The 20481-nt window shown below is 33.1% G+C and carries 21 protein-coding genes and 3 pseudogenes; 19 read left to right on the top strand and 5 right to left on the bottom strand.

Annotated elements, in window-relative coordinates:
* Positions 1 to 442: 442 nt before the first annotated feature.
* Positions 443 to 1927, bottom strand: a pseudogene (pdxR, locus tag KFD70_RS05510) (MocR-like pyridoxine biosynthesis transcription factor PdxR).
* 369 nt (positions 1928 to 2296) lie between these two features.
* Between pdxR and KFD70_RS05505 the strand changes: the two are divergent.
* The 7 genes and pseudogenes from KFD70_RS05505 to KFD70_RS05475 all read left to right on the top strand — a co-directional run bounded on the left by KFD70_RS05505 (position 2297) and on the right by KFD70_RS05475 (position 7132).
* A complete protein-coding gene (locus KFD70_RS05505; protein ID WP_336451173.1) occupies positions 2297 to 2716 on the top strand; it encodes an acyl-CoA thioesterase in 420 nt (139 codons plus the stop codon).
* 56 nt (positions 2717 to 2772) lie between these two features.
* Positions 2773 to 3549 (top strand): PhzF family phenazine biosynthesis protein, encoded by a 777-nt coding sequence (locus KFD70_RS05500; protein ID WP_336451172.1) that lies wholly within the window; start codon positions 2773 to 2775, stop codon positions 3547 to 3549.
* Positions 3550 to 3669: 120 nt separating this feature from the next.
* A pseudogene (locus KFD70_RS05495) lies at positions 3670 to 4032 on the top strand (RidA family protein); the annotation flags it as partial.
* Positions 4033 to 4385: 353 nt separating this feature from the next.
* On the top strand, positions 4386 to 5240 hold the full coding sequence (locus KFD70_RS05490) for a DMT family transporter (RefSeq protein ID WP_336451171.1): 855 nt from the start codon (positions 4386 to 4388) through the stop codon (positions 5238 to 5240).
* Between the two features lie 134 nt (positions 5241 to 5374).
* Positions 5375 to 5848: a YbaK/EbsC family protein gene (locus KFD70_RS05485; protein ID WP_336451170.1), complete on the top strand. Its 474-nt coding sequence runs from the start codon at positions 5375 to 5377 to the stop codon at positions 5846 to 5848.
* 192 nt (positions 5849 to 6040) lie between these two features.
* Positions 6041 to 6307, top strand: a pseudogene (locus KFD70_RS05480) (YxeA family protein); the annotation flags it as partial.
* A 387-nt stretch (positions 6308 to 6694) separates the two neighbouring features.
* Positions 6695 to 7132 (top strand): NUDIX domain-containing protein, encoded by a 438-nt coding sequence (locus tag KFD70_RS05475; protein ID WP_336451169.1) that lies wholly within the window; start codon positions 6695 to 6697, stop codon positions 7130 to 7132.
* A gap of 41 nt (positions 7133 to 7173) precedes the next feature.
* Here KFD70_RS05475 and KFD70_RS05470 read toward each other — a convergent pair whose 3' ends face one another.
* Positions 7174 to 7791 carry a TetR/AcrR family transcriptional regulator gene (locus tag KFD70_RS05470; protein WP_336451168.1) on the bottom strand — a complete coding sequence of 206 codons (618 nt, stop codon included), beginning with the start codon at positions 7789 to 7791 and terminating at the stop codon, positions 7174 to 7176.
* Between the two features lie 161 nt (positions 7792 to 7952).
* On the opposite strand from KFD70_RS05470, the gene kynU reads away from it, so the two are divergent.
* The 3 genes from kynU to kynA are packed head-to-tail and all read left to right on the top strand — an operon-like array spanning position 7953 to position 10746.
* Positions 7953 to 9239 (top strand): kynureninase, encoded by a 1287-nt coding sequence (gene kynU / locus KFD70_RS05465; RefSeq protein WP_336451167.1) that lies wholly within the window; start codon positions 7953 to 7955, stop codon positions 9237 to 9239.
* A 3-nt stretch (positions 9240 to 9242) separates the two neighbouring features.
* A complete protein-coding gene (gene kynB, locus KFD70_RS05460) occupies positions 9243 to 9872 on the top strand; it encodes an arylformamidase (RefSeq protein WP_336451166.1) in 630 nt (209 codons plus the stop codon).
* Between the two features lie 34 nt (positions 9873 to 9906).
* Positions 9907 to 10746, top strand: coding sequence for a tryptophan 2,3-dioxygenase (gene kynA / locus KFD70_RS05455; protein WP_336451165.1), 840 nt, complete (start codon positions 9907 to 9909; stop codon positions 10744 to 10746).
* A 34-nt stretch (positions 10747 to 10780) separates the two neighbouring features.
* Here kynA and KFD70_RS05450 read toward each other — a convergent pair whose 3' ends face one another.
* Entirely contained in the window at positions 10781 to 10933 is a 153-nt protein-coding gene (locus KFD70_RS05450) for a DUF4021 domain-containing protein (RefSeq protein ID WP_336451164.1), read from the bottom strand.
* A 210-nt stretch (positions 10934 to 11143) separates the two neighbouring features.
* Here KFD70_RS05450 and KFD70_RS05445 point away from each other — a divergent pair, with 210 nt between their 5' ends.
* The 3 genes from KFD70_RS05445 to KFD70_RS05435 all read left to right on the top strand — a co-directional run bounded on the left by KFD70_RS05445 (position 11144) and on the right by KFD70_RS05435 (position 13709).
* Positions 11144 to 12052: a serine hydrolase domain-containing protein gene (locus KFD70_RS05445; protein WP_336451163.1), complete on the top strand. Its 909-nt coding sequence runs from the start codon at positions 11144 to 11146 to the stop codon at positions 12050 to 12052.
* A 250-nt stretch (positions 12053 to 12302) separates the two neighbouring features.
* A complete protein-coding gene (locus KFD70_RS05440) occupies positions 12303 to 12764 on the top strand; it encodes a hypothetical protein (RefSeq protein WP_336451162.1) in 462 nt (153 codons plus the stop codon).
* Between the two features lie 219 nt (positions 12765 to 12983).
* On the top strand, positions 12984 to 13709 hold the full coding sequence (locus KFD70_RS05435; protein ID WP_336451161.1) for a nucleotidyltransferase domain-containing protein: 726 nt from the start codon (positions 12984 to 12986) through the stop codon (positions 13707 to 13709).
* 434 nt (positions 13710 to 14143) lie between these two features.
* Here the strand turns inward: KFD70_RS05435 and KFD70_RS05430 are convergent, their stop codons facing one another.
* Positions 14144 to 14476 (bottom strand): YqzG/YhdC family protein, encoded by a 333-nt coding sequence (locus tag KFD70_RS05430; protein WP_336451160.1) that lies wholly within the window; start codon positions 14474 to 14476, stop codon positions 14144 to 14146.
* A gap of 144 nt (positions 14477 to 14620) precedes the next feature.
* Here KFD70_RS05430 and sleB point away from each other — a divergent pair, with 144 nt between their 5' ends.
* The 4 genes from sleB to KFD70_RS05410 all read left to right on the top strand — a co-directional run bounded on the left by sleB (position 14621) and on the right by KFD70_RS05410 (position 18018).
* Positions 14621 to 15376 (top strand): spore cortex-lytic enzyme, encoded by a 756-nt coding sequence (gene sleB / locus KFD70_RS05425; protein ID WP_336451159.1) that lies wholly within the window; start codon positions 14621 to 14623, stop codon positions 15374 to 15376.
* A 15-nt stretch (positions 15377 to 15391) separates the two neighbouring features.
* Positions 15392 to 16732: a germination protein YpeB gene (gene ypeB / locus KFD70_RS05420; RefSeq protein WP_336451158.1), complete on the top strand. Its 1341-nt coding sequence runs from the start codon at positions 15392 to 15394 to the stop codon at positions 16730 to 16732.
* 26 nt (positions 16733 to 16758) lie between these two features.
* On the top strand, positions 16759 to 17355 hold the full coding sequence (locus KFD70_RS05415) for a YhcN/YlaJ family sporulation lipoprotein (protein WP_336451157.1): 597 nt from the start codon (positions 16759 to 16761) through the stop codon (positions 17353 to 17355).
* Between the two features lie 153 nt (positions 17356 to 17508).
* The gene (locus tag KFD70_RS05410; protein ID WP_336451156.1) at positions 17509 to 18018 is read left to right on the top strand and encodes a GNAT family N-acetyltransferase; all 510 of its coding nucleotides are present in this window, start codon (positions 17509 to 17511) and stop codon (positions 18016 to 18018) included.
* A 266-nt stretch (positions 18019 to 18284) separates the two neighbouring features.
* On the opposite strand, the gene KFD70_RS05405 is transcribed toward KFD70_RS05410, so the two are convergent.
* Complete coding sequence (locus KFD70_RS05405) at positions 18285 to 18689, bottom strand: hypothetical protein (protein ID WP_336451155.1); 405 nt, start codon at positions 18687 to 18689, stop codon at positions 18285 to 18287.
* A 243-nt stretch (positions 18690 to 18932) separates the two neighbouring features.
* On the opposite strand from KFD70_RS05405, the gene KFD70_RS05400 reads away from it, so the two are divergent.
* Entirely contained in the window at positions 18933 to 20102 is a 1170-nt protein-coding gene (locus tag KFD70_RS05400) for a ParM/StbA family protein (protein WP_336451154.1), read from the top strand.
* Positions 20103 to 20113: 11 nt separating this feature from the next.
* On the top strand, positions 20114 to 20461 hold the full coding sequence (locus KFD70_RS05395) for a hypothetical protein (RefSeq protein WP_336451153.1): 348 nt from the start codon (positions 20114 to 20116) through the stop codon (positions 20459 to 20461).
* The last annotated feature ends 20 nt before the right edge of the window (positions 20462 to 20481 follow it).

The raw sequence follows: 20481 nt of genomic DNA, 5'->3' as shown, positions 1-20481 counted from the left end.
TTCCAGCATCGTATAAGAACAGAAGGAGTTATTCGTGCAAATAGAACTTTACTTTCTAATTCAAAGACACTTGTAAAAGGAAATAAACAACAAAAGAAATAAATCGATACCGATAGATATCAAATTATGAAGATATTAAAACATAATAGAACACAAAGAACCCAACTAAATTCACTAATTACAGCAACTCAAATCCCCTCAAATAGATTATTAATATCCATTGGACGTGTCCTTTTAGTTATAGGTGTAGTAATTTTATATACACACTTTCAATTAAATTACCAAAAAAGATAGATAAAGCTATTTCTCAGGCTTATCTATCTTTTTGGTTCATTAACCTTTTAATGATATTTAATTAATATACCAAAAGGGACTAATAAAAAGTCCCTGTTACAAAATATATTGATAAATTATATTCCTGTTAATTAAAAATACTTGGATTTTATAATGTTAACTTGGTGTTAAAAAATGGTGAATTGTCGTGAGATTTCTTCGCTGAAATGAAAGAACGGAATATACTACATAAAATTTTAACACCATCTTTTAATTGTTGCTCACTCATGTAAGAATAACTTAATCTCATATGGTGATTTTCTAGTTCTACAGGATAACAAGCTGAACCAGGCAAAAATGTCACTTTTTTCTTTTGTGCTTCTAAAAGAATAGAATTTGTATCTATCCAATCAGGTAGACTAATCCAAAGATTTAATCCTCCTTCAGGAATGTACCATGAAACTTCAGAAGGAACATGATTTGACAACAAATCTAAAACTAGATCTCTTCGTAATTTCAATGCGGTTCTTAATTTTTTATATGTTCCATTGATTTCTCTGATTTAATAAACGGCAATATCATTTTTTGAGTGAGTAAAGGACTGCCTAAGTCTGCGTTAGCTTTTGCTGCTAATAATCGATTAAATATGGAACCAGAAGCAACTAAAACTCCAATTCTACAACCAGGTGCAAATGTTTTACTTAATCCTTTCAAATAAATAACATGACCGGAATTATCTAAGTTTTTTATAGGAGCGGGTGGTTTTTTACTAAAGTAAATTTCACTCCATGGATCATCTTCTATAATTATGCTATTACTACTTTGAGCTATATTAAGAATTTGTCTACGTTTTTTGGCGGTCGTGACAATACCTGTTGGATTATGAAAAGTGGGGACTGTATATATGACCTTTGGTTTATATTTATCGCATAAACTCTGAAGGATATCTATCCTCATGCCATCTTTATCGATTGGAATGTGCACCTCTTCCACGAAAAACATCGATTGCTCCTGGGTAAGTAGGAGCCTCCATTATAACCACATCATCCGGCCCGATAAATGTACGAGCAATAAGACCAATTCCTTGTTGAGAACCGTTTGTAACTAAAATATTTTCTGGAACTGTAGTAATTTCCATACTTTTTAAATATGCAGCCATTTCAACTCTGAGTTCAAGATCTCCTTGAACTTCTGCATATTGAGATAAAATTCTTGGATTATGAACAAATATTTTTTGAACTTCTTGTTCTAAAAAACGGTTCGGAAATAGCCTTGGATCAATCATCGAAGATGATAATTGAATCATTTCTGGAACATGATGAAAACGAGAAAATTGAGACCTAGGTAAGTAATCCTGAATTGATAGCTGCCAATTATAAGGAGAAACTTTTGGTTGCCGATTAACAACTTCTTTTCTTTCTGGATTAACAAAGGATCCTTTTCCTTGAATGGAGGTAACAAAGCCATCTTCTTCGAGTTTCTTATATGCTTTTGCTACTGTCACTAGACTCACCTTCAATTGTTTTGTAAGTGTGCGTATAGAAGGTAATTGTGTTCCTTCTTGTAGAAAGCCAGAACGAATTTGATCGACAATAGATAGATATATTTGTTTGGAAAGTGAAGTTTCACTGTTACGTTGAATTTCAAAATGCATATTAAATCTCCTTTCAGTGTTATAGAAGGTGGTTGCGTGTTATATATGGTTTCGATATAAGATACAAGTAGTTCAAGGGATTTTTTGAAATGAAGAATTAAAAATACGAAAGGAGGTAATAGCTCTATTGATAAGTATTAGGTTAAACGTATTTGCTTAAAAAGATACCCATCTGTGACGATGTTTTAATCATTTAGCACAAAAGCGTTATATATTTACAGCCTATTAAGTAATGTTAACTAAACGAGTCTTATAGTATAAAGGCAATATACTCGATTTTTAAAATTCATGCAAATATTTAATTTTGACTCAATATTTTTCTATGTAGCCAGGGATTGTTAGATTACCACGCTTATAAGGAGATATATTATGTTTAAACAAGATATTATTGTACGTTTTAGTGAATGTGATTCTTTAGGACATGTAAACAATGCAAATTATTTTACGTACTTTGAAGAAGCAAGAAATGAACTCTTTAAAATTTTTAATCCGAGTCTAGAGATAGAATCCTGGAATTTAATTGTTGCTTCAACTCAATGCGACTTTATTCGAGAGGCGGCTTATGCTCAAAAAATAACTGTTTATACATGGATTAGTGAAATTGGTAATGCAAGTTTTCAAGTTGAACATGTTATACAAGATAAAAATCAAAATTGGATTGCAAGAGGTAAAGTTATTTTAGTTCATTTTAATTTTCAATCACAAAAATCAATTCCTTTACCCAAAGAAATAAGGCGCGTACTTTCGAAACATAATGAGGCACCTAAAGGTGTTCCGATGCTGAGATAATAACACCACAATCATTTAATCTTAATATAAAAGAGGACAATATGGAGGTATATACAATGAAATATTATGTTGTAGACGCATTTGCAGAAAACGTATTTGAAGGAAACCCTGCGGCAATCTGTATCATGGAAGAGTGGATTTCAAATGAGTTGATGCAAAGAATTGCGATAGAAAATAACCTTTCTGAAACAGCTTATGCTGTAAAAGAAGGGAAGGGCTACAAACTAAGATGGTTTACTCCTGGAGGAGAAATTGATCTTTGCGGTCATGCAACTTTAGCGGCAGCATACGTAATTGCAAATTATTATGAAAATGGTATTGAAGAAATTAAATTTCTAACAAAAAGCGGGGAGCTTGTTGTAACAAAGAAAGAGGATATTTATGAGCTGGATTTCCCTAGCAGAATGCCTGAAAAAATTACATTAACAGATGAAATGGTTGAAGCAATTGGTATAAAACCTGTTGAAAGCTACTTAGGTAGAGATTTGATATTCGTATTAGAAGATGAAGAGGATGTTCGAAATCTAGTTCCTGATTTTGCGAAAATGAAGGAGTTACCAGAAGGATTAGCCGTATCAGTTACAGCCAGAAGTGCTAAATATGATTTTGTTTCCAGAGTCTTTTTCCCAAAACTAAATGTAAATGAAGATTCAGTTTGCGGTTCAGCACATTGTAGTTTCATCCCATTTTGGGCGCAACGTCTTGGTAAAGATGAAATGGTAGCAAGGCAACTGTCTGACCGAGGTGGAACACTATATTGTAAACATGAAGGAGACAGAGTAAAAATTGCTGGAACAGCAGTTGTATATGCTATCGGTAACATTCAAATATAATGATAATGAGGATGGAAAATGAAAATAGAACAAAGAATTGAAGAACTTGGCATTATTTTACCGAAAACTTCGCCTGCTAAAGCATTGTACGTACCTGTCAAATAATTAGGGAATTCCCTTTTTGTTTCAGGACAAGCTCCTTTTATTGATGGTACACCCGCTTATACAGGAAAAGTCGGTGGAGAAAGAACCGTAGAAGAAGCACAAGAAGCAGCAACAATTTGTATAATCAATACGCTAGCAGCAGTCAAAGACTATATTGGTGATTTAGACCGTATTGTAAATGTAATTAAACTGCAAGCCTTTGTGAATAGTGAAGCTCACTTCGATCAACAACATATCGTTATTAATACTACTTCAAAATTGTTACAGGATATTTTTGGAGTGAAAGGTCAACATGCCCGGACGGTAGTTGGAGTTAATCAGCTACCCATGAATATCACAGTGGAAATTGATTCTATATTTGAAGTTCAGGCCCAATAAGCGGATTAAAAACGAAGTTTTTCCTTAAATTACTAACACATACTAAAATTAACTTCTAGATTATAAGGATATTTAGCAAGTATTATAATTTAGCTTTCAATTATAACACTTGCATTAGATGGAGAAGAATATATGAATAAAAAGAATGATTTAATTGTTAATCAAAACAAATGTAAAACTCTTAAACTTTCAAATAGTGATCAGTGGCAATATGAATCATTTTATAAATATCAATCTTTATTTTCTTGTAAAGATTTATTGAAATTTTTCACTAGAAGAACAAAGCAATAGTATTAACTCATATAACAAAGTCCGAATTTTCTTTGTTTACAAGGTAGGAAAGGGATGCAAGTATGAAAAAAGGAATTCTATTACTAATATTTGCGACATTCCTGTGGGCAGGAAACTACATTTGTGGGCGTTTTTTAGGGCCTGCATTACCACCAATATTACTTAACACCATTCGATGGGCAATTTCTACAATGATTCTTATTTGCTTGTTAATGCTCAATAAGCAAAGATTGCCTCTCTTTAAAAATTGGAAAGAATTTAGTATACAAGGTTTTTTAGGTGTATATGCCTTTTCAACTTTAAATTATTTAGGACTCCAAACCATTAGCGCATCCAGAGCAGGAATGATTTCAGCAGGGATTCCCATTATGATTTTACTTTTCACGCCTTTTATTCTTAAAGAAAAGATTAAAACAAAGGCATGGATTGGTGCACTGGTTTCTATAGTTGGTGTCATGGTTTTAATTCGAGGGAAATCTTCAAATCCAATTGAAGACTCGATTGTTGGGGATGCTGAGATACTTTTATCATGTGTCGCCTGGGGTTTATATACAGTATTCGGGAAAAAGTATGGGGGAAATATAGACCCTCTAGTAATGACTGCTGGAGCAGCGTTTTACGGGACAATTTTTAGTGCAATAAGTTGTATGGGCACTGTACAGACAAATATGATTCATATAACCAAAAGTGCATGGGTTTGTATTATTTATGTTAGTACTTTTGCATCTGTAATTGCCTATTTCGCATGGAATAAAGGGGTAAAAATAGTTGGAGCAGGACATGCTGCACCTTATATTAACTTACTTCCAGTATGGACAGTGTTACTAGGAGTTCTTTTATTACAAGAACAGATATCTATCATCACGGTTGTTGGCGGTCTCATCACTATTTTGGGGGCTATTTTAGCAAGTTTATAAGATTGCTAAAAGTGAACAATAATAGTAGAGCTAAACGAACAATGGAAGATTTAATTATGAAATATTAGTGATGATAGTAAGCATGTATGTGCATGAATATAAATAAAAATTTTATGAAAAGGAAGGATCGTAAAATGTCATTAGAAAAAGTCATTTCCTATTTCAAACAATATGGTATGGAAGATAGAATTATAGAGGTAACAGAATCTAGTGCAACAGTTGAATTAGCAGCAAAAGCGTTGCAATGTGAACCTCAAAGAATCGCAAAGACTTTATCTTTTCAAATAGAAGATCGTGTTTTAGTAATAGTAACCGCAGGTGATGCTAAAATTGATAATCGTAAATATAAGGAACAATTTGGTGTTAAAGCAAAGATGATTGATGCAAACAAAGTAGAAGAGTTAATTGGTCACGCAATAGGTGGTGTTTGCCCATTTGCTGTAAATGAAGATGTAGAAGTGTATTTGGATGTATCACTACAAAGATTTATAACTGTCTTTCCTGCTTGTGGTAGTGGAAATAGTGCTATTGAATTAACAATAGAAGAACTAGAAAGATACTCAAAATATTTAAAGTGGATTGATGTTTGTAAGGGATTTGCAAACTAAGAACCGATCTTAGATGAATCTTCGGATAATCTTACAAATATGTACGTCTGTACGATATTTTCATAGGAATATAAATTACAGAGGGATTGAATAAGAGTGAAAAAAAGATTTTTCATATTAATGTTAGTTATGCTATTTAGTATTGGATTGGTTGGCTGTGAACAATAGGATCGTTATAGTCCTTTTACAAGTGAGACAGATGTATACGGTGTAGTAAAAGGAGAAGCTAAAAGAAACCCTAAAGCCCCTAAGGATGTAATTAATTATTCGTATGATTTAATTGGATATGATAAGGATTTAAATAAAATTGACTTAGGTTTTGGGTCAGATAATAAATTCCCGATAGGCACATATATTAAGGTAGTGAAAAAAGGAAGCGATACAAGAATGCATGATATTTCAGTTATCAAAAAAGAAGGTATTCCAGAAAATATACTTGAAAAAATAAATGAGAATTGAAAATATCCATAAAAACTACATTCTATATAAGATGTAGTTTTTTAAGTCTAAACTAAAATGTTATGAACACACATTGATAGATAGCCATTATCATAAACATTTTTGGTACTTTCATATCTCAATAAAAGGACAAGAAACTCTAAACTACTTAGCCAGAAATAAAACAATATGAATGAGAATAGATTATTTTCAAACGAAAGTATATGTTAAGTTGTTCATAGTTTAGACTTTCTTGTCATAATAGTTTAGAGAATCATGTCGTTGTACAATAATGAAGTAAATCATTACATAGTAGTTTATAAAAATTATTAAGGAAGGAATTCATACATAAAAAAAGAATTACTTACAAAGATTTGTATAAATAGAAAATATATAAGGAGAATGAACATGCCAATTTCTACATACTACAAAAAAATCCGTGAAAAATTAGGATCTAGCCTTATTTTCATGCCAAGTGTAGCGGCGGTCATAAAAAATGAGTTAGGAGAGATCTTATTCCAATATCCCGGCGGAAAATTTTGGAGTCTTCCTGCAGGGGCAATTGAACCTGGTGAAACACCAGAAGAAGCAGTTGTTCGCGAAGTGTGGGAGGAAACAGGTTTACGAGTACAAATAAAAGGGATAAAAGGCGTATATGGAGGAGAAGAATTTCGCCATACCTACTCAAATGGAGATCAGGTGGAATATATCGTTGTTGTGTTTGAATGCGAAGTAATGGAAGGAGAATTGAGGGCAATAGATGGAGAATCATTAAAACTTCAATATTTTTCATCACATGAAAAACCAAAGCTAGCATTGCCATACCCAGAAGAAATATTCCTATAAACGATTGAACAGCACACTTTCTTTATAGAGACGAGAGTGTGCTATTCATTTTTATATAAACCTGTCGTATACATCTCTGTTAATGTACAAACAACTTCCTCTAGATTTACACCGGCCTCATTTCGGACGATCTCCCACTGAAACATTTCGTTCATATAAAACCAACTGCGTGCCACGATTGCTTTATTTAATTCCTTTCTAGCTAATCCATTATTTTGAGAATAGGTAATATCTTGTATAATTCGGCTAATAAAACGTTCGCGGATTTCATTCCATTTTTTGCGAACTTCCTTTGATGTACCAATAGCTTCTTCAACGACTTGTAGAATGTTTCTTTCTTCATCAGCTAATTGTAAAAAAGCTCGCACTTGATTTTGTATCATACTGTGAGCTTCTTTTTTTGTTTTAGGAAAAAAAGAACGTTCGGCAATTTGATAAAAACGATTCATAACATCTTCCATAAGGACAATAAGGAGCTCATCTTTATTTTTAAAATAAACATATGCCGTACCATAACCAGTTTCAGCATGTTTAATAATTTGAGAGATTGTTGTTTTGTGAAAGCCGTTTTCTAAAAAAACATCGCGTGCGGATTTTAATAACTTATTTCTCGTTTCTATAGATCGCTGTTGTCTTGTTGAAAGAAGACCTTTTTCCATAAATAATACCTCCTTTATACTGAAATATCTGAAAATATAACTTTATTCTAGTAGAAGTGAATACTAAAAGTCAACTGACATAATATCATTGACGTTATGTCAGTTATAATGGTATATTTCAACTAGTTAGAATAAAAAGAAAATTAAGAGAAGGTGAAAGAATGTATCAAAAACCATTTGAACCGTCTTATGAGTATGCAATGGAATGTGATAAACACGACGATCTTGCTGATTTTCAAAAAGAATTTTATAAAAAAGTAGATACAATATATTTAGATGGAAATTCACTCGGGTTACTTTCGAAAAGAGCAGAGAAATCTTTACTTATTATGCTAGATTCATGGAAAGAGTATGGTATTGATGGATGGACAGAGGGAGAACATCCTTGGTTCTTTCTTTCAGAGCGATTAGGTGAATTAACAGCTCCACTTGTTGGTGCTTTGCCGGAAGAAGTAATTGTAACCGGTTCCACGACAACGAATATTCATCAAGTTATTGCGACGTTTTATGAACCGAAAGGAATTCGTACAAAGATTCTTGCGGATGAACTAACGTTTCCGTCAGATATTTATGCTTTGCAAAGTCAAATCCGTTTAAAAGGGTTAGATCCAGATGAACATCTTGTACGAGTAAAGAGCCGAGATGGTAGAACACTTCAAGAGGAAGATATTATTGATGCGATGACGGATGATATTGCGTTAATTTTATTACCAGCTGTGTTATATCGTAGTGGGCAAATTTTAGATATGAAGCGATTAACTGCTGAAGCACATAAACGTGGTATCCATATTGGTTTTGATTTATGCCATTCCATCGGTTCAATTCCGCATGATTTCAAGGGATGGGATGTTGATTTTGCAGTATGGTGTAATTATAAATATTTAAATGCAGGCCCTGGTGGTGTTGCAGGGTTATATGTAAACAAGAAACATTTTGAGCGTCTGCCAGGACTTTCTGGTTGGTTTAGTTCTAGAAAAGATAAGCAATTTGATATGGAACATACATTAACAGCAGCTGAACATGCTGGAGCATATCAAATTGGTACACCTCACGTGTTAAGTACAGCGCCACTAATCGGTTCACTTGAGATTTTCAAAGAAGCCGGCATTGAAAGATTACGAGAAAAGTCATTACACATTACCCGCTATATGCTAAATTTAATCAATCATGAATTGAAGGGTATGGGTTTTACAATTGGAAATCCATTAGAAGATGATAAGCGCGGGGGACATATTTATTTAGAACATCCAGAGGCTGCACGTATATGTAAAGCTTTAAAAGCAAATGGAGTAATTCCTGATTTTCGGGCACCGAATGGAGTTCGCCTTGCGCCAGTTGCTTTATACAACACTTATGAAGAGGTTTGGAAGTCTGTGCAAATTTTAAAGAAAATCATGAAGGATGAAGAATATAAAAAATTTGAAAATAAGCGAGAGGTTGTGGCTTAAGCGATGAAAGAATCTGATTGGATTGATATTTCACAGCCATTAAATAATAACATTGCGACATGGCCAGGAGATACACCATTTTTATATGAAGTTTCGTGGTCAAAAGAACAAAGTGGATCTGTCAATGTTGGAAAGTTAATGATGAGCATTCATACAGGAACGCATATTGATGCACCATTCCATTTTGATAACAACGGAAAAAGGGTACTAGATTTAGATATTAATGTCTATGTTGGGAAAGCTCGAATCATTGATGTATCAGGTATGGAAAGTATTGGCGCAAAAGAATTAGAGGGATTTGTGTTAGATGGTGTAGAGAGATTGTTGCTACGGACCTCTTCACATGGAAATGCACAACAATTTCCTAAAACAATACCATATTTACGTGCCGATATTGCGCCGTTTCTTTCGGAAAAAGGCATTCGATTAATCGGAGTAGATGTACCTTCTGTAGATCCGCTCGATGATAAAGAATTAGCAGCGCATCATCAACTATTTAAGCACGGTATTCATATTTTAGAAAACGTTGTATTAGATCACGTACAAGACGGAGATTATGAACTGATTGCCTTGCCGCTTGCATTGACAGATGCAGATGGTAGTCCAGTTCGTGCGGTAATAAGACCACTATAGAATAGTCATAATGCATAGAGGGGATGTTCAGCTTATGAAAGAAAACGAAAAAGTAATTATGGAAAAAGGAATCCACACAGATTTTAAAGAGAATATGACATATGGAGAGTATTTACAATTAGATAGTCTACTAGGGAGTCAAAAAAGGCTTTCCGACCATCATGATGAAATGCTGTTTATTATTATTCATCAAGCAAGTGAGCTGTGGATGAAGCTAATTTTACATGAACTGAGCGCAGCGATTGAATCGATTCAAAATGAAAGATTGGCACCAGCTTTTAAAATGCTTGCGCGCGTTTCAAAAATTCAATCGCAAATTATCCAATCTTGGGATATTCTTGCGACGCTTACACCATCAGAATATATTGAGTTTCGAGATTCACTCGGTCAAGCATCTGGATTTCAATCGTATCAATACCGTATGATTGAATATGCACTTGGTTATAAAACACCGCACGCATTAAAAATTTATGAAAAAGATCCAGAGTTACATGCTCGCTTGCATAAAGCTCTTCATTCACCAAGTCTATACGATGTTGCGATTCAGGCGCTTGTAAAGGAAGGGTTCCCAATTAGCAAAGATGTATTAAATCGTGATATTACACAGCCCTATGAAGAAGATGCGACAGTTGAAGCAGCATGGTTAGAAGTGTATGCTGATGTGAAAAAATATTGGGATTTATATCAACTTGCGGAGAAATTAATCGATATTGAAGATTGGCTCCAACAGTGGCGATTCCGTCATATGAAAACAGTAGAGCGTATTATTGGTCATAAAATGGGAACGGGTGGATCGTCTGGAGTATCGTATTTAAAACGCGTTCTTGATCAACGCTTTTTCCCTGAACTTTGGAATGTGCGGACAAAATTATAAAAAAATCAGCATCTCCTAAGAGATGCTGATTTTTTTATAATTCGTTTTTATTTTTTCTAGCTCTATCTTCAATATTTGTTTCAGGCATTCCATATAGGCCGTTCATAGCTTGTTCATCTTGATCAAGTCCAACAGTATTATAGTCATTTTTATCTACATTTACTTCCTTAGCGTATTGTTTTTTCATTTCACTCACCTCCATTTATAGAATGGCAAATAGTAAGATGTATATTCATGATAATGGAACAACAAAGTGGTGAGGCGAGAGGTGAGGGAAATCTCCACTGGTTAAAGGTTCACTTTTTCTAAGAAGGCATATATAAATAGAAATATTTATTGGATTTGAGTAGAATAATAAAGAATAACAAGAAAAAGTACGCATTTGGAGGAACATATATTGGATTTTTACAAGTTAGAAAATATGTTTATGAAAAAGAAAGTGAATGCATTTCTCGTATACCAAAAAGGTGAATTAACGACAAATTATTATAAAACAAAAGAATGTGCAGACAATTTATATAAAATTAACTCTATCACGAAAAGTATCGTATCGATGTTAATCGGTATAGCAATAGACAAAGGTTATATAAATGATATACATACGCCTATAGTAAAGTGGATTCCAAATGTACCCAAAGAAAAGAAGGAATTAACCATTTATCACTTGCTGACAATGACAACCGGTGAAGATTGGAAAGAGTTTGGAAATGGAGTGGTATTTCCAAACGATTTTGTGGAATCAGATGATTGGATAAAATATATTTTGCAGAAGCCTTTAATAGAAGAGATGGGTACGAAAATGAATTATAATTCAGGTTCTTCACATTTATTAAGTTATATACTACAAATTGCAACCGGAAAGACAACAGAACAATTTGCAAAGGAATATCTATTTAACCCTTTACAAATTACCGAATATGAGTGGCAACAAGACCCACAAGGTATTTATGTTGGTGGATTCGGCATGAAAATGAAAGCGGACGATTTATTAAAATTAGGACTATTATGTTTACAAAATGGATACTGGCATGGAGAAAAGGTTATATCTTCAAGTTGGATTGAACAATCAAGTAAGAATCTTTTTTTAACATATGAACATGTTGGAGCATACGGTTATCATTGGTGGGTGATAGATAACGTAAGATTTCACATACCGTATTGTATGTATTTTGCTATGGGATATGGTGGACAATATATTATCATTGTGCCACAACTAGAGCTTGTTGCTGTTATAAGCAGTCAAATGCCCAAGCGTGGACTAGTACCGCTGAAATTATTTATAGAGCATGTACAAGAGTTTTCGTAAACTCTTGTTTTTTATATTGATGTAAAGTTAAATGATAATAAAAGGGGGAATGTATGAAGTGAATCCACCATATTTTTTTATTGCTTTAGATTCAAAAACGATGTGTTTCATAAAGAATGCGAACAAAAAATAATTTGATTTTAAACAAATAGAACGAAAACAGTGTAAAGATGATGTTCAGTATATTTGTTATAAGAAGAATGGGGAAGAAGTTCATACATATTACTTTATAGAAAAGCAAATTTTATTCGTGAATATAACACCATATTTAACGTTATATTTAGAAATGTTAGGTAATCCTGCTCAAATCTATGAAATGGATGTAAAGATTGATTCCTTTTCTCACGAAAGTGCGATTCAAGCATTTCGAGCCGTTTTGGAAAAACGTGTTGAAGTTTTTAATCAAACACAGCATTTATATTGTCAACAAATGTGGCACGATGATGCGTACATTATTGCAAATCGAGAATCGTTACAGCAATTACGTAATGCAATTGATCGTGCACTCCTGCAAGGTGAAGCGCGCTATAATTCATTTACATCTGATGGAGAAGGATATACGACTTTTGTAAAATGCCTAGATGATATGGAAAAATGGAGTGAATTAGAGCTGCCATATAGCAATCGAGAATACTATGTTCCAGATGAAGAGGAAGAAAAACCACTACAGTGTTTGGATTACTATCGTTTCTTGCATGATACAGAATCATAGAATTTTATTTTTGTTTATTAGTTTGTAATATTTTTTTATTATAAAATAACAATAAGAAAGGAAATGAAATATAACAAAAATAAATATTATGTGTAGTCTACCTGTTCTGTTACTACGTTTAACATCTTGTGACATATCAGGTTTATACATGCGATCAGTATAGTTTAAGAAGAGAGGGCCGAACGTCTTATTAAACAAAATTAAATTCGGAGGGTTAAAATGATAGAAAACCTTTCATTCATTCATTATGAACACCATAAAAAATTAGTCCGAACAATCTTAAATGATTGTATGGTTAAAGATGAAATTATTGGATTAGTGCTTATTGGTTCTGTTGCAAGAGGAGATGCTTACCCTGACTCCGATTTAGATTTATATTTTCTTTTAGAAAATGGATATAATAAAAAATTCCATTCTGAGATTAAAGGAGATATTTTAATTGAGTATAAATATGCAGATTTTAATCAAGTCCAATTAAACTTTGATAAGAATCCAATGGAACTATACTCTTTTTTAGATGGTAAAATTTTATTTGATAATAAAGGGGTTCTGAAGCAATTAATGAGGATAGCTCAACAAAAATATAATGATTATTGTATCTTTGAAAATAAAATAAAAGGAATTTCTCATTGGTTAAATAGTTCACTCATTAAGATTAATGCTGCCCTAAAAGTAAATAATGTATTAAAAGCTTCATATATATTGAACACATCAACTTGGGTAATGTTAGAAGGCATATGGGCCATAAACAACAAACCAATACCTCCTTCTGGATCTGTTTTGGTACATATTAAAGAATTATCTAATAGACGCACTCATTTAGATGACTTGCTTAATAAAATATTCCTAGGTAATACGACTGAACGTATTCATTCAGCAATTTTAATTATTGAGTGGGTTCTATTGAATTTAGAACAGCAAATAGATAATTCCTTATTGAGTTAACGGATGCGTAAGTTTAACAAGGATCATTTTTAACGCCTTCCAAACAATTGAATCGTTGTTTTCAATTTTATAAAAATGTGCAATGCCATATTTGGCGATTGCCAATGGTAAACCAACCAAAGAGAGCATGAAGGAATTGACAATCTGCTGTATGCGAAGACCTTCTTGGCACTCAAACAAACACGTTTGTTTGCCGACTACGTATTAACAGCTAAAGGGCCAAAAAATCTTGAGAAAAGAGATGGTTATGTAAAAACCTTGCAGGTCGTAAAATAAAAATAAAAATTAAATAGTAATAAAAAGAGGGAATCGAAATGATTTCCTCTTTTTTATCCCGCTATTTGCTGACAGTAAGATTATAAGGTTAAGAATCAAAGAAATAACAGAAGATAGATGAGAAAATAAAAAGCTGTATCGGCTTGGTTAGTTAAACTTTATCTACTGCTTTTTTGAAATGTAATCTCCAAAAACTTCTCCGTTTTTGTATCAAACTCTACATCAACAAAAACTCCATACTCTTTTCCACCTTCACGCAGCCATAATTTGAATTTTTCAGTTGTTATGTTCACCGTCTTCGGTTTTCTTCCTATATGAAGGTAATCAATAATTTGCGCTTTTGGATACTTTTCTTTTGTTTTTTCTACTGCAAGTTTCCCCCATTTTGCATATGGTGGTTGTGCGTGAACAACTGATGAATGGGTATATGTATTGTAATATGTTGTAATACATACAATTCCTAATACGAAACATGCAAAAATACGCTTCATAATAAACTCCTTTTATTCGTTTTCCTTATTGTATACATGCAGTCTAAATCATATAAGTGTGGATTTTTTTGTCTTTTTTACATAAAAGCGTTTTATTTACAAAACATAACCATGAAATCATTACTGCAAATAAGGAGGGAACATATGCGTCATACAGTTATTTTTAAAATACTGATTTTGTTTGTATTAATCGGTATATCTGTAATTGTTAGTAGTGGGCAAATGAGAAATGTCCAAGCTTTTTCTAATCAAGTGATTCAAAGAGGTGCCTCTGGAGAGGATGTTATTGAATTACAGTCTCGCTTGAAATATAACGGATTTTATAAAGGAAAAGTGGATGGTGTATTTGGCTGGGGTACATATTGGGCACTAAGAAATTTTCAACAAAAGTTTGGTTTACCTGTAGATGGTTTAGCGGGTGCTAAGACGAAACAGATGCTTGTAAAAGCGACAAAGTATGAGAAATCGACTGCTAATAAAGGACAAACGGGTGGACAAGGTAAAAAACCAACCCAGAATAAAGCTACAAATGTACCAAATGGTTACTCGCAAAATGATATTCAATTAATGGCGAATGCAGTTTATGGCGAATCACGTGGTGAACCATATTTAGGCCAAGTAGCAGTTGCGGCAGTTATTTTGAATCGCGTGACAAGTGCATCATTCCCGAATACAGTTTCTGGGGTAATCTTTGAACCACGTGCATTTACAGCAGTTGCTGATGGACAAATTTACTTAACACCAAATGAAACGGCAAAAAAAGCTGTATTAGATGCGATTAACGGCTGGGATCCTACCGGAAATGCACTGTATTATTTCAATCCAGATACCGCGACAAGTAAATGGATTTGGACTCGACCACAAATTAAAAAAATCGGCAAACATATTTTTTGTAAATAGAGCGGAGGTGAAGAAATGTTAAGAGGTATCATCATCGTATTGCTAACAATCGGCGTAGTTGGAACAGGATATTGGGGGTATAAAGAACATCAAGAAAAAAATGCGGTATTGATTCGAGCTGAAAACAGTTATCAGCGTGCATTTCATGATTTAGCATATGAGGTCGACTTACTGCACGATAAAATTGGAACGACACTCGCAATGAATTCGCGCACATCTTTATCACCGGCATTAGCGGATGTATGGCGTTTAACATCGGAAGCTCGTTCTGATGTAGGACAACTTCCTTTAACATTAATGCCCTTTAATAAAACGGAGGAATTTCTAGCGAATATTGGCGATTTTAGTTATCGCACTGCAATTCGTGATTTAGAGAAAGAGCCTTTAAATGATCAAGAATACAAATCATTGCAAAATTTATATTCAAATGCAAGTGATATTCAAGACGAGCTTCGGAAAGTACAACATCTTGTTTTAAAAAATAATTTGCGTTGGATGGATGTAGAACTTGCGCTTGCATCAAATAAAGATCCAGCAGATAACACGATTATTGATGGGCTCAAAACGGTTGAAAAGAACGTCGCATCCTATTCATCAAATAATTTTGGGCCGACTTTTACAAGTATGCAAAAAGCTAAAAAAGGTGGATTTGAAGCAACGGGTAAAGCAATTTCAAAAGATGAAGCGGCAAAAATCGCAAAAACGTTTTTAAATTTAAAAGGAAATGAAAAAGTAGAAGTTGAGAAAAGTGGAAAAGGTGCGAAAGAATCTTTTTACAGTGTGAAAATTCAAGATCCTGCAACAAAAAATGAATTTTATATGGATATTACCGAAAAAGGTGGATATCCAATTTGGGTAATGAATAACCGTGAGATTAAGGAACAAAAAATTAGTTTGAATGACGCAGGAAATAAAGGATTAACTTTCTTAAAGGACCATAAGTTCACCAATATGGAGCTTTATGATAGTTCACAATACGATAATATTGGTGTGTTTACGTACGTTGTTAATGAAAATAATGTGCGCATTTACCCAGAAGCCATTCAAATGAAAATTGCTTTAGATGATGGATCAATTGTTGGATTTTCAGCAAAGAATTATTTAGCATCGTATCAAAAACGGACTATTCCAACTGCAAAATTAACAGTTGCTGATGCAAGAAAGAAAATCAATCCAGATGTAAAAGTGATGGAAGAACGTAAGGCGCTTGTTGTAAATGATGTGCATAAGGAAGTACTGTGTTATGAATTTGTTGGTACATTAGGAAAAGATACGTATCAAATTTTTATTAATGCAAATGACGGAACAGAAGAAAAAGTGCAAAAGATGCAGGCTGTAGAAAAGGTTTATGATTAAACATCAATGATAAAGTGGTGAGAATAATGAAACTTCTTATATACATGCTTATGATTTGTTTTGCTATTACTGGGTGTAGCATTGGAACGCAAGATAATGCTCAAGAAAAACCAGAGCAAAGAAATATTTCTATGAGAAACGTTAATTATAGGGCAGATCAAAACAGACCAAATGAAAAGGTAGCTGATCATCTAGCATCTTTAGCTGCTAGTATACCAGGCGTAAGAGATGCTACAGCAGTAGTTGTAGGAAAATACGCAGTCGTTGGGATAGATGTAAAAGCGAAATTGGATCGCTCCCGAGTAGAATCAATCAAATATGCTGTTGCTGAAAGTCTAAAACATGATCCAAATGGTGCAAATGCAGTAGTTGTAGCCGATGTTGATACGTATGAACGATTAAAACAAATGGGTAATCAAATTAGACATGGGAAAGCAGGAGAAGGAATTCTTGATGAGCTTGCTGCCATTGTGGGACGGGTTATGCCGCAAGTACCAAATGACATGATAGAAAATAAAGAAACAAATCCGATTAAAGAGAATGATAAACAATTACCGAAAGGTGAAGAGAATGAATTAAGAAAAGAACAAAATGATCAATCGAATAATCATCTTAACAGATAAAAAAACATCTCGTGCTATATAGTACGAGATGTTTTTTTATCTACTAATATTCAGTTTATTTAAAGGTGAGTATATGTTTTAATAATAATAATAGGATTAAGGTTTGATAATTCCTAAAGTTCTATCAAATCACTTAGAAATAATCGAAAAGAGATGGGGGAAATGAAAGTGAATTTACAAACAGAAGAGATTCAGCTAATTCCATATGATGAAAAATATAAAGAAATCATAGAAGTATTTACTTTACCTGGTGAACAAATTCAGTTTACAGCAAAACCAAGTGACTTACTAGAAAAAGCAAAAAAAGATACAACACGAAATGTAGTAGTCATTACGGCAAACCAAATACCAGTTGGGGTTTTTGCATTGCAATCAGGAGCAAGGGTAGCTGAATACACAGATAATCCGAATGCTTTACTTTTGATTTCCTTTTCTATCAATTATGAGAAACAAGGAAAAGGGTATGCCCAAAAAGGATTAGCATTGTTGCATGACTTTGTTGCATCCTATTTTTCGGATAAAAATGAAATTGTACTAGCTGTAAACGAACGGAATATTCCTGCTCAAAAGTTGTATTTCAAAGTAGGTTTTGAAGATAGAGGCCAAAGAAGAATGGGGCCAATTGGAAGGCAACTGATTTTATATCTACCATTAGAAAAGTAAATAATTATAGTGAAAAAGCTTACTTCAAAAATATTTTATGCAGTAAGCTTTTTTATTTGTTACGATATAGGTGGAATAATATTTTGTAAAGATGTAAAAACGAAACAGAAATGAAGGAATTCGTGAATAAGTGAAGCTATTATTTTATTTGAAATATTATCAATTCATGACATGTTAGAAGAATTAGAACGAGTTTGTAGAAAATATGAAAAAGAAAGAGAAGGCGTTCCTAAGTAAAGGAATGCCTTCTCTTATGATATATTTCTTTATACATATCGTTTTGAAACAATGAACTCTACAAGTGGAATGACAATGAATGAAGAACAAAGTGCAATAAACAAAGGAAGATTTTGAACATTGTCAAGTGAGTATAAGGCAGAAAATTCTTCTGACCAAATTAATAAAATAAACATAATAACAACTAATACAAAATACCCAATTTTGAAACTTTTATATGCAATGTGTTGGCCCATTTCATCTTGACTTTCTTCTGACACACCGTTTGGATCTCCCCATGTAATATGATTTATTAAATAACTAAGGATTAAAGAACCACCAAAGATAGTCCCTCCTAAAATTGCTCCTCCAGTTACATATTTATATGTCCCATGTATGAATACCCCAAATAATGATAGTAGAGAAATTAGAAAAATAAACTTCTTCTGATTCAATATAGTTCCTCTTTTACAACTAATTGTAAAAAAATTTTTACAATTAATAGTATAAAAATGGTAGAGGTTAATGTCAAATATATTTTACATAAATAGATAATCTTAAAAAACTTTACAATTGATTTCTCATTTTAGAGACAAATATAAAAATACAAAAATGAAAAGATTTTTATTTGGTTTGAATGTCAAAGTGATGAACCGCATATATTGGGAAGGGATGTCAGATTAAATTGGGGGGTAAATATGTCCATACTTTTAAAAGCGGGTGCAGACGCTGGAAATAATGGCTTAAAATTAATGGTAAAAGGCCAAAATCCGATTTATATTCCAAGTATATATTCACTATATATTGGGGAGACGACAGGTTTATTGGATGAAGAAGATGTACCGATAACTGAAGTGGAAAATCATATTGATGTAACTATAAATTCACCATCTCTCATGTTAAATAATGTACGTTACATTGTTGGGCAAAAGGTTATCAATGATCAGTTGAAAGGGACAGAAGTAGAGAAGAAATCTGATAAATCTACAGACGAATTAATGGTTCTAACGATTTTATCAGGTTTAGCAATTGGTGCTATGCGTCATAGTCCAAAATTAGATCATATTAATATTCGCTACGATTTATCAGTTGCTCTTCCAATGCAAATTATTACGCAAGAAGTAGCGGCAGAAAATGCGAAACGTTATATGGGAAATCATAAAGTTATTTTTCATTATCCAAACGGAAGAGATGTAACGATAAATGTCTCCATTGAGTACTGTAAATGTTTGCCTGAAGGAGCATCTGGAACTTGGGGAATCGTATACGATGAAGATGGTAATGTCTTAAAACATAAAGTCGAAGGTGAAAAAAATAAAACAACTGAGATTGATTTCGTTGACAAAACATTATTATCTTTTGATATAGGTGCTGGTACAACTGAAGAAGTAGTTTCATTTGGAGTGAATTTTAGACCACAATTAAGTAAAGGATTGTCCTATGGAGTGAAAGAAACTTTATTGCAGATTATTACAAGATGGAACCGGAAGCATCCCACAAAAACGATAGATAGTATTACAGAGTTTAATCAAATTTATTTAAATGAGAAACACCCAAGACATGCAATGCTAGTAGAAGAGTCACAACAAGCATTTCTAGGATTGGCTGCACGAGTTGCAACGGACATTATTAATAAAATTGATGATATGAAAGATGATCCATATGTATTTATTTATGGGGGTGGAGCGGTTATCATCAAAAATAGCTTAGAACTTATTTTAAAACAAAAAGGCCGTTTGAAAAATGTAATTTTTGTAGAAAACCCTTTATTTACAAATGCACGCGGATTATTAGTTTACACATGTTCACCACGGTATAGAGAATATAAACAAAAAGAATTAGGGTTTACGAATCTAACAATTAGTTAGTTGGTGTGAGTATGCGGCGTAAGAAGTATAAATGTGGTGATCGGGTAAAAATATATTTAAATAAATCTGTATCTCCTGAAATGATTACTTGGATTAATAAGCAATCTGATGTAACAAACTTTTTTTTATACGGTGTGCAGCAACTATTTAAACAAGTAGGGGATATTGATGTATCAAAAACGTTACCAAGCAGCCATGTTTTTTCCGTTTACATTGAACCTACTTCTATGTTTAAAATTGAAGTAAATCCTTTTAAAAATGTAACCCAAAATGTAACCATGAGAAAGAAAGAGTCTACTGAACGTGTAGAAAATAAACCTTGGGCATTTACTGATGAAATAGATTGTCCTTTTTTTTAACACATATGAAAGAATATTTA

It is taken from the genome of Bacillus pfraonensis (assembly GCF_050768835.1).
Lineage (GTDB): Bacteria > Bacillota > Bacilli > Bacillales > Bacillaceae_G > Bacillus_A > Bacillus_A pfraonensis.
The sequence above is the reverse complement of the archived record's forward strand: the minus strand, read 5'-3'. Positions and strand labels throughout refer to the sequence as shown.